At 73.0% G+C, this 9,663-nt stretch carries 8 protein-coding genes and 1 tRNA gene; 1 reads left to right on the plus strand and 8 read right to left on the minus strand.

Translation table 11 applies throughout. From position 1 onward, the window contains the following. From ABD308_RS01565 to ABD308_RS01595, 7 genes are all read right to left on the minus strand, one after another. Positions 1-491: Rho termination factor N-terminal domain-containing protein (locus ABD308_RS01565; RefSeq protein WP_344324270.1), on the minus strand; the 491-nt coding region annotated here is incomplete at its 3' end. Positions 492-1,072: 581 nt separating this feature from the next. Then, positions 1,073-2,008 carry a homoserine kinase gene (gene thrB, locus ABD308_RS01570; protein WP_344324273.1) on the minus strand — a complete coding sequence of 312 codons (936 nt, stop codon included), beginning with the start codon at positions 2,006-2,008 and terminating at the stop codon, positions 1,073-1,075. A gap of 368 nt (positions 2,009-2,376) precedes the next feature. Continuing rightward, positions 2,377-3,471 carry a threonine synthase gene (gene thrC, locus ABD308_RS01575; protein ID WP_344324276.1) on the minus strand — a complete coding sequence of 365 codons (1,095 nt, stop codon included), beginning with the start codon at positions 3,469-3,471 and terminating at the stop codon, positions 2,377-2,379. A gap of 9 nt (positions 3,472-3,480) precedes the next feature. Beyond that, entirely contained in the window at positions 3,481-4,773 is a 1,293-nt protein-coding gene (locus ABD308_RS01580) for a homoserine dehydrogenase (protein WP_344324279.1), read from the minus strand. A 135-nt stretch (positions 4,774-4,908) separates the two neighbouring features. Further along, entirely contained in the window at positions 4,909-6,303 is a 1,395-nt protein-coding gene (gene lysA, locus ABD308_RS01585; RefSeq protein WP_344324282.1) for a diaminopimelate decarboxylase, read from the minus strand. Positions 6,304-6,390: 87 nt separating this feature from the next. Continuing rightward, positions 6,391-8,046 carry an arginine--tRNA ligase gene (gene argS, locus ABD308_RS01590; protein WP_344324285.1) on the minus strand — a complete coding sequence of 552 codons (1,656 nt, stop codon included), beginning with the start codon at positions 8,044-8,046 and terminating at the stop codon, positions 6,391-6,393. A 74-nt stretch (positions 8,047-8,120) separates the two neighbouring features. After that, positions 8,121-8,558 carry a response regulator gene (locus ABD308_RS01595; RefSeq protein WP_344324288.1) on the minus strand — a complete coding sequence of 146 codons (438 nt, stop codon included), beginning with the start codon at positions 8,556-8,558 and terminating at the stop codon, positions 8,121-8,123. Positions 8,559-8,715: 157 nt separating this feature from the next. Between ABD308_RS01595 and ABD308_RS01600 the strand changes: the two genes are divergently transcribed. Then, positions 8,716-8,787 (plus strand) — tRNA-Arg (locus tag ABD308_RS01600). 153 nt (positions 8,788-8,940) lie between these two features. On the opposite strand, the gene ABD308_RS01605 is transcribed toward ABD308_RS01600, so the two are convergent. Further along, positions 8,941-9,663, minus strand: a 723-nt coding sequence (locus tag ABD308_RS01605; protein WP_344324291.1) for a trypsin-like serine peptidase, incomplete at its 5' end; no start/stop codon positions are given.

A 9,663-nucleotide genomic window follows, 5' to 3' on the forward strand; every position in this document is an offset into this window, starting at 1 on the left:
CCCGGGGGCCCGGGCGCCGCCGCGGCCGTGCCGGAGGCCGAGGTGGCCCGGCGGCGGGTGCGCTCGGTACGGGCGGGCGCGGCGGTCTCGGCGGCGGCCTGAACCGGGATCTCGATCTGGGCCTGCGCCTCGGCGGCGGCGGGGGCCTCGGCCCGGGCGGCGGCCTTGGTGGTCCGGCGGGCCGGCTTCTCGGCCGGCTCGGCGGTCTCCGCCTTCGCGGCGCGCTTGGCGGCCGGAGCGGCGGTGGCGCCGGCGAGCAGCGGGTCGCCGCCGCTCTTCTCCTTGATGGTCTCGATCAGCTGGCTCTTGCGCATGCGTCCGGTACCGGTGATGCCCAGGTCCGCGGCGAGCTTCTGCAGCTCGGCCAGGACCATGCCGTCCAGGCCCGCGGCGGCGGTACGGCGGCGCCGCGCCGGGGCCGCGGGGGCGGCGGCGGCGTCCGACGCGTCGGCGTCCGGGCGCGCGCCCATCAGATCGGTGGTGTCGCTCACTAAGGGTCCTTCCCTGGAGCGGACGTCGGCCTGTCTGGCTCGGCGACCGGTTGTGCTGTCCTGACCAACGCTCGACTGCGTCGGTCCGAGGCGGTGATCCCCCGAATGGCGCTGGGTGCCAGTCGGGAGAGGGCTGCGAGGTGCGGTGCTAGAAGCACGGTGGTGCTGAGTGGCGTGGCGGGACGGTCGTGTCACGACCCTCCCCCCGGCCTCCGGCCGGGAGGTGCCCCCACGCTGCCTGCGAATCCCGGGCCCCCGTCGCGTGACGGTGGCCCGTGCTCCGCCCGTCCTGGCCTCAAGGTGGGAGGCCGCGGGTGGGAGTCAGGTGCCGTCACGGCTTCGGGATGCGGCCGCAAGTCGCGCAGGCAGGCTGCGTACGCGCTGCGGTGGGCTCCCGGAGAATCGTCGCCCCGTGCATCGCCGGGACTCCGCTGGTGCGGAGTGCTGGGATGGGGACGCGGCGCACCGAGCCCCGGAGGGCACCTGGTGCAGCAATGAGGTTAACACTACCGACCCCCTCAGACATTCCCCAGCCTTGCGCTTGCCAATCGTGTCCGGACGGCCGGGCCCGGACGGCGTGCTCAGACGTCGAGCGGGAGCACCGAGGCGCCGGTCCGGTCGAGTTCCAGCCGGTGAGCGGCGAACACCGGACCGCCGGAGCCGTGGTCACCGGCGAAGCCCAGGACCTTCTCCACCCCGGCCTCGTCGGTGAGCGCGAGCACGGTCGGGCCGGCGCCGGAGATCACCGCGGGCACGCCCTCGGCGCGCAGCGCGGCCACCAGCGCGGCGCTGTCCGGCATCGCGGAGGCCCGGTAGTCCTGGTGGATCCGGTCCTCGGTGGCGGTCAGCAGCAGCTCCGGCCGCCGGGTCAGCGCCTCGACCAGCAGCGCGGAGCGGCCGGCGTTGACGGCCGCGTCGGCCAGCGGGACGGTCCTGGGCAGCAGGCCCCGGGCGGTCTCGGTGAGCACCTCGGTGGCCGGGACGAACACCACCGGGACGACCTCGGCGGACGGTTCCAGGGCGATCGCCCGGGCGGTGTCCTCCTCGGTCCAGGCCACCGTGAAGTTGCCGCGCAGGCAGGCCGCCACGTTGTCGGGGTGGCCCTCCAGTTCGGAGGCGAGGGCCAGCAGGGCGTCGTCGTCCAGGGCGGACGGGCCGCCGATGGTGACGGCGCGGGCGGCGACGATGCCGGCGCAGATCGCGGCGGACGAGGAGCCCAGGCCGCGGCCGTGCGGTATCCGGTTGGCGCAGACCACTTCGAGGCCGCGCGGCTGGCCGCCGAGGCGGTCGAAGGCGGCGCGCATCGAGCGGACCAGCAGGTGGCGCTCGTCGCGCGGGAGCGTGTCGGCGCCCTCGCCGGCGATGTCGACGGAGAGCCCGGAGTCGGCGACCCGGACGACCACGTCGTCGTACAGACCCAGCGCGAGTCCGAAGGCGTCGAAACCCGGGCCGAGGTTGGCGCTGGTCGCGGGAACCCGGACCCGGACGGCGGCGGCACGGAACGCAGGACCGGCCATGCGGTGGACTCTCCTGGGGAAATCGGGCGGCGCGAAGCGCGTCGGTGCGAGGGTGGGGAGCGGGCCGCGGGCCCCGGCCGGGGCGGACGGTCACAGTCGGTGGTGCGGCCCGTGAGGGGCCGGACCCGGGGCATGTGCCACACGGCCGGACCCAGAGTATCGAAGAGAGGTTCCACAGCGGTACACCCCGTGGGCCTTCGATCTGGTGTGTTGCCGCTTCTGGCCGGAATGCATGCGGGAATCGGATCGGAAAGCACTGATGAATTGACACAAAAGTGTCAGTCAAGAACGCAATCCGGGCCGACCCCCGAAAGGGTCGGCCCGGTGGGGGCCGCTACTCGACCCCGCGCCCCCGGGGGCGCGATTTACTACAGCAGCCCCAGGCGGCGGGCGGCCGCCTCGGGGTCGATCGGCACGATCTGCGGCTGCGGCGCGCCGGCCACCGCCCAGTCCGGGTCCTTGAGGCCGTTGCCGGTCACGGTGCAGACGATCCGCTGACCCGGGTCGACCAGGCCGGCCTCCGCCTTGGCCAGCAGGCCGGCCACCGAGGCGGCCGAGGCGGGCTCCACGAAGACGCCCTCCTGGGAGGCCAACAGGCGGTACGCGGAGAGGATCTGACGGTCGGTCACCTTGTCGATCAAACCACCCGACTCGTCCCGCGCGGCGAGCGCGTAGTCCCAGGAGGCCGGGTTGCCGATCCGGATCGCGGTGGCGATGGTCTGCGGCTGGAGCACCGGGGCGCCGTCCACGATCGGGGCCGAACCGGAGGCCTGGAAGCCCCACATCCGCGGGGTGCGGGCGGCCAGGCCGTCCGCCGCGTACTCCCGGTAGCCCTTCCAGTACGCGGTGATGTTGCCCGCGTTGCCGACCGGCAGCACGTGGATGTCCGGCGCGTCGCCGAGCATGTCGACGATCTCGAAGGCGGCGGTCTTCTGGCCCTCGATCCGGACCGGGTTCACCGAGTTGACCAGCGCCACCGGGTACTTCTCGGACAGTTCACGCGCAAGGGTGAGGCAGTCGTCGAAGTTCCCGTCCACCTGGAGGATCTTCGCGCCGTGCACCAGCGCCTGGCCCATCTTGCCCAGGGCGATCTTGCCCTGCGGGACGAGCACCGCCGACACCATCCCGGCCCGCACCGCGTAGGCGGCGGCGGAGGCCGAGGTGTTGCCGGTGGAGGCGCAGATGACGGCCTGGGCGCCGTCCTCCTTCGCCTTGGAGATGGCCATCGTCATGCCGCGGTCCTTGAAGGACCCGGTCGGGTTGGCGCCCTCGACCTTGAGGTAGACCTCGCAGCCGGTGCGCTCGGAGAGCACCTGGGCGGGGACCAGCGGGGTGCCGCCCTCCAGCAGGGTGACCACCGGGGTCGCCGCGCTGACCGGCAGGCGGTCCCGGTACTCCTCGATCAGGCCCCGCCATTGGTGGGTACGGGTGCCACGGGCGGCGTTCTCGGCAACGCTGCTCATCATCTGTTCCTATTCCCCTTCGACCCGCATGATGCTGGCCACGTCGCGCACGCTGTCGAGTGCGCGGAGCTTGTCCACCGTCGCCGACAGCGCGGCGTCGGTGGCGCGGTGGGTGACCACGACGAGCGAGGCGTCGCCGTCGCGGCCCTGCTGGCGCACGGTGTCGATGGAGACGCCGTGCTCGGCGAAGACGGAGGCGACCTGGGCGAGCACGCCCGCGCGGTCGTCGACGTCCAGGCTCACGTGGTAGCGGGTGACGACCTCGTCCATCGGCTTGGCCGGGAGCCGGGTGTACACCGAGTCGCCGGGGCCGGTGGCACCGGCGAGCTTGTTGCGGCAGACCGCGACGAGGTCGCCGAGGACCGCCGAGGCGGTCGGCGCGCCGCCCGCGCCCGGGCCGTAGAACATCAGCCGGCCGGCCGCCTCGGCCTCCACGAACACCGCGTTGTACGCCTCGCGGACCGAGGCCAGCGGGTGCGACAGCGGAATCATCGCCGGATGGACGCGCGCGGTGACCGACTCTCCGTCGGCGGCCCGCTCGCAGATCGCCAGCAGCTTCACCACGCAGCCCATCGCCTTGGCGGAGGCGATGTCGGCGGCGGTGACCTCGGTGAGGCCCTCGCGGTAGACGTCCGCCGCGGTCACCTTGGTGTGGAAGGCGATGCCGGCCAGGATCGCGGCCTTGGCGGCGGCGTCGAAGCCCTCCACGTCGGCGGTCGGGTCGGCCTCGGCGTAACCGAGCGCGGTGGCCTCCTCCAGCGCCTCCGAGTACCCGGCGCCGGTGGTGTCCATCTTGTCGAGGATGAAGTTGGTGGTGCCGTTGACGATGCCCAGCACCCGGTTCACCCGGTCGCCGGCCAGCGACTCGCGCAGCGGGCGCAGCAGCGGGATCGCGCCGGCCACCGCGGCCTCGTAGTACAGGTCCACGCCGGCCTCGGCGGCCGCCGCGTGCAGCTCGGTGCCGTCCTTGGCGAGCAGCGCCTTGTTGGCGCTGACCACCGAGGCGCCCTGCTTGAACGCCGACAGGATGAGGTGTTTGGACGGCTCGATGCCGCCCACGACCTCGATCACCACGTCGATGTCGCCCCGGTTGACCAGGGCCTCGGCGTCGGTGGTCAGCAGGTGCTCGGGCACCCCCGGGCGGGGGCGGCCCGCCCGGCGGACCGCGATGCCGGCGAGCTCGACCGGCGCGCCGATGCGCGCGGCGAGGTCGGCGGCGTCTGTCGTCATGATGCGCGCCACCTCGGAGCCCACCACACCACAGCCCAGCAACGCCACCTTCAGCGGCCGCGTACGCATCATCCGACTCCGCTCATCCATCGTGCTTCGGTCGTTCCGGCGGGTTTTCGGGGGCCCGCCGGACTTTCGGTTCCTACCAGTCTCCGGGACTTTCCGTACGGATCTACGGTCGTTCCATGATCTGAGACAAGGATTTCGTCATCCGATATCGAGACGCAGGAGATCCTCCTCCGTCTCGCGCCGGACGATCACCCGGGCCGCGCCGTCCTGGACGGCGAGCACGGGGGGCTTGAGGGCGTGGTTGTAATTGCTCGCCATCGAGCGGCAGTAGGCGCCGGTGGCGGGCACCGCGACCAGGTCGCCGGGGGCGAGGTCGGCCGGCAGGAAGGCGTCCCGGACGACGATGTCGCCGGACTCGCAGTGCTTGCCGACCACCCGGACCAGCATCGGCTCGGCCTCGCTGGTGCGCGACACCAGGGCCACCGAGTACTCGGCGTCGTACAGCGCGGTGCGGATGTTGTCGGACATCCCGCCGTCCACGCTGACGTAGGTGCGCAGGCCCTCCAGCGGCTTGACGGTGCCGACCTCGTACAGGGTGAACGCGGTCGGGCCGACGATCGCCCGGCCCGGCTCCACGCTCAGCCGGGGCGCGGCGAGGCTCGCGGCGGCGCACTCGCGGCGCACGATGTCGGCCAGCGCGGCGGCGATCTCGGCCGGCTCGCGCGGGTCGTCCTCGCTGGTGTAGGCGATGCCGAGGCCGCCGCCGAGGTCGATCTCGGGCAGCTCGACGCCGTGCTCGTCGCGGATCGACGCCAGCAGGCCGACCACCCGGCGGGCGGCCACCTCGAAGCCGGCGGTGTCGAAGATCTGCGAGCCGATGTGCGAGTGGATGCCGCGCAGCTCCAGGCTCGCGCCGTGCGCCAGCACCCGGCGGACCGCCTCGGCGGCCGCTCCGCCGGTCAGCGAGAGGCCGAACTTCTGGTCCTCGTGCGCGGTGGCGATGAACTCGTGGGTGTGCGCCTCGACGCCGACGGTGATCCGGATCAGCACCGGCTGGCGCACGCCCTGGTGGCCGGCGATCGCCGCGAGCCGCTCGATCTCCTCGTAGGAGTCGACCACGATCCGTCCGACCCCGGACTTCACGGCGTGTTCGAGCTCGTCCACGGACTTGTTGTTGCCGTGCAGCGCGATCCGCTCCGGCGGCATCCCGGCGGCCAGCGCCACGGCCAGCTCGCCCGGGCTGCAGACGTCGAGGTTGAGGCCCTCCTCGTGCAGCCAGCGCACGACGGCCTTGGAGAGGAAGGCCTTGCCCGCGTAGAAGACGTCGGCGTCCGCGCCGAACGCGTCGCGCCAGGCGCGCGCCCGGCCCCGGAAGTCGGCCTCGTCCATGACGTACGCCGGGGTGCCGAACTCGGCGGCCAGCCGCTTGACGTCGACGCCGCCGACGGTGACCACGCCCTCGGTGTCACGGGCGACGGTCCGGGACCAGACCTTGGGGTCGAGCGCGTTCAGGTCGCTCGGCGGCGCCTGGTAGTGGCCCTCGGGCAGCACGTCGCCGTGCCGGGGGCCTGCGGGGTGTGCGGAGCGAGACATGTCGTTGGTTCCCTCGACCTATGGCGAGGGGCGGCGACGGTCCCCGTTGACCGTCCGCCGCCCCCGCTGTGCACATGGGGGTGGTGCCTACATCCGCTCGGGCGCCGAGACGCCCAGCAGCGTCAGGCCGTTGGCGATCACGGTGCGTGTCGCGTCGGCGAGCCAGAGCCGGGCGTGCGTGAGGTCGGTGACCTCCTCGTCGCCCTTCGGCAGGATCTGGCAGTTGTCGTAGAAGCGGTGGTAGGTGCCCGCCAGCTCCTCCAGGTAGCGCGCGACCCGGTGCGGCTCGCGCAGCTCGCCGGCCGTCGCCAGGACGCGCGGGAACTCGCCGAGCTGGCCGAGCAGGTCGGACTCCCACTCGGTGGCGAGCAGCTCGGGTTTGAAGTCGGCGGAGCGGGTGATGCCCAGCTCGCCGGCCTTGCGCTGGACCGAGCACATCCGGGCGTGCGCGTACTGGACGTAGAAGACCGGGTTCTCGTTGGTCTGGCTGGTCAGCACGTTGATGTCGAGCGTGATGGTGGAGTCGGTGGAGGAGCGCGCCAGGGTGTAGCGGGCCGCGTCCACGCCGATCCACTCGACGACGTCGTCGATCGTGATGATGTTCCCGGCCCGCTTGGACATGCGGACCTCCTCGCCGTCGCGGAGCATCTTCACGAACTGGCCGATCCGGACCTCGATGTTGCGGTCCATGTCGTCGCCCGCGCAGGCGGCGATGGCCTTGAGGCGGTTGACGTAGCCGTGGTGGTCCGCGCCCAGCATGTAGACCGACACCTCGGAGCCGCGGTCCCGCTTGGACAGGTAGTAGGCGGCGTCGGCGGCGAAGTAGGTGGTGTCGCCGTCGGCCTTGACCAGGACGCGGTCCTTGTCGTCGCCGAAGTCGGTGGTGCGCAGCCAGATGGCGCCGTCCTGCTCGAAGACGTGGCCCTGCTCGCGCAGCCGCTCGATGGCCTTGCCGACGGCGCCGGAGTCGTGCAGCGACTTCTCCGAGAACCAGACGTCGAAGTGGGTGCCGAACTCGTCCATCGAGCGCTTGATCTCGGCGACCATCAGCTTGAGGCCCTCGGTGCGGAAGACCTGGAGCTGCTCGTCCTCGTCCTTCTCCAGCAGGCCCGGGACGGCCTCGGTGATCGCCTTGGCGATGTCGACGATGTACTCGCCGACGTAGCCGCCCTCCGGCACCTCGCGGCCGTTCGCGGCGGCCTGCAGCGAGGCGGCGAACTTGCTGATCTGCACGCCGGCGTCGTTGAGGTAGTACTCGGTGGTGACGTCGGCGCCGGAGGCGCGCAGCACCCGGGCGAGCGAGTCGCCGACGGCGGCCCAGCGGACGCCGCCGATGTGGATCGGGCCGGTCGGGTTGGCGGAGACGAACTCCAGGTTGATCCTCAGGCCCTTGAGCGCCTCGTTGCGGCCGTAGGCGGCGCCCGCCTCGACGACGGTGCGGGCCAGCTCGCCCTGGGTGGCCGTGTCGAGGGTGATGTTCAGGAAGCCCGGACCGGCGATGTCGACCTTGGTGACGCCGGTGATCCCTCGCAGGCGGGCGGCCAGGACGTCCGCCACGGCTCGCGGCGGCTTGCCGGCCGGCTTCGCGAGCTGGAGGGCCACGTTCGTCGCGTAGTCGCCGTGGTCCCTGTTCTTGGGCCGCTCGACCGTCACGTGCTCGGGCACGGCGACGGCCAGCTCGCCCGCCTCGACGGCGGCGCTCACTGCGGCCTGGACTGCCTGGGAAAGCTCTGCGGGGGTCACGAGGCCAAGGGTAGGCGAGAGGGGGAGGGCACCCGCCACCCGGTTTACCGGTTGAGACGCCCGGGCCGCGCCGCTCAGCCCCGATCGCTCCCGTCCGTTCGCTGAGGGCGAAACCCGTCCGCGGCCCCCGGCGCGCGGCCGAGGTCCACCAGCCGCCGCACCAGCGCGACCAGGTCCGCCGGGTCGAAGGGCTTGCCCAGGTAGCCGTCCACCCCGACCGACTCCCCCAGATCCAGGTCGGCCGGCGTGCAGGCGCTCACGATCGCGATCGGCAGCAGCCGGGTGCCCGGCGCCGCCCGCAGCCGGGCCGCCGTCCGCAGGCCGTCCAGTCGCGGCATCATCACGTCCAGCGTCACCGCGTCGGGCTTCACCCGGCGGACCACCTCCAGGCACTCGGCACCGTCGGCGGCGGTCACCACCTCGAAGCCTTCGAGCTCCAGGTTGACCCTGATCAGCTGGCGGATCACCTCGCTGTCGTCCACCACGAGGACCCGCCCGGACACTCCCGACACCTCACCGAGGGTATCGGCGGCCCCGCCGCCCCGTCCGGCCTTTGCGCACTTCCGCCGGGCGGTCCGCCCGGCCCCCGCGGAAACCCGTGCACGGAGCACGCTCGGGGCCTGGTAGTGTTCTCCACGTCGAAGCGAACGCGACGACAACACCGAGCAAGCCCCCGTAGCTCAGGGGATAGAGCACCGCCCTCCGGAGGCGGGTGCGTAGGTTCGAATCCTACCGGGGGCACTTCGCGAGAAGTGCCGAAGAGGCCCAGGCCAGTGGCGAGTTGCCACCGGACTGGGCCTGATTCGTTTTCCGGCCGCGCCGGACCCGCCAACCCTCCCCCGGGGCGGCGTGGTTGCCCCACCGTCCCGGGAGCGCCCCGAGCGGTCAGGGTGGTCAGGAGGCAGCGGCGACGGCCTCCTCGTAGAGGGCCGCGACCGCGTGGTCGAAGAGGGCGCTGTAGGAGGTGTCTTCGGTGTTCCCGCCCTCCTGGTAGCCGCCGATGGTGCCGATGACGTGACCGGTGGTGGTGGAGATCCAGGGCCCGCCGCTGGTGCCGGCCGGGTAGCCGGGGCAGTCGACGACGCGCTGGAAGGGGCTCTGCCGGCCTGTCGTGTTGGTGCACAGCAGGGGCCGCTCGCCTCCGGAGGGGTAGCCGTAGAGGCGGACGGCGGTGCCGAACGGCTCGTCGGTGCCGAGGGTGTTGCCGCCGACGACGTCCTCGATCCGGCGACCGGCGTCGTCGGGGGCGGTCTCCAGGACGGCGAAGTCCTCGTCCTGGTCGCCGTCCTGGGCCCAGTCCGCGGTGGTGTGCACGGCGGTGACCCGCCAGGTGCCGTACGGGGCCCGGCCGTCGCGGTAGCCGGGGGCGAAGGTGACGGCGCCCGGGTCGTCCAGGCAGTGGGCGGCGGTGAGCAGCAGGTTGCCGGTGGGGCTGTGCAGCACGCTCGCGGTGCAGAAGTGGTGGCCGGCGCCGACGGCGCCGGTGAACAGGGCGCCGACGGTGGCCGCTTCGGAGGTGGCCGGGGCGATGGCGGTGGTGCCGGGCGGGTCGCCCGGGGTGGGGGCCGGGGTCCGCGGGGCCCGCGTCCGGGCCGGGGCCGCGACCGCCGTGGCCGC

It is taken from the genome of Kitasatospora putterlickiae (assembly GCF_039527695.1).
GTDB lineage: Bacteria > Actinomycetota > Actinomycetes > Streptomycetales > Streptomycetaceae > Kitasatospora > Kitasatospora putterlickiae.

What these genes read in the sequence shown, in the direction of transcription:
- lysA (WP_344324282.1), bottom strand. Translation starts at nt 6,303, where the DNA reads ATGTCTCGCTCCGCACACCCCGCAGGCCCCCGGCACGGCGACGTGCTG.
- thrB (WP_344324273.1), bottom strand. Translation starts at nt 2,008, where the DNA reads ATGGCCGGTCCTGCGTTCCGTGCCGCCGCCGTCCGGGTCCGGGTTCCC.
- thrC (WP_344324276.1), bottom strand. Translation starts at nt 3,471, where the DNA reads ATGAGCAGCGTTGCCGAGAACGCCGCCCGTGGCACCCGTACCCACCAA.
- ABD308_RS01580 (WP_344324279.1), bottom strand. Translation starts at nt 4,773, where the DNA reads ATGATGCGTACGCGGCCGCTGAAGGTGGCGTTGCTGGGCTGTGGTGTG.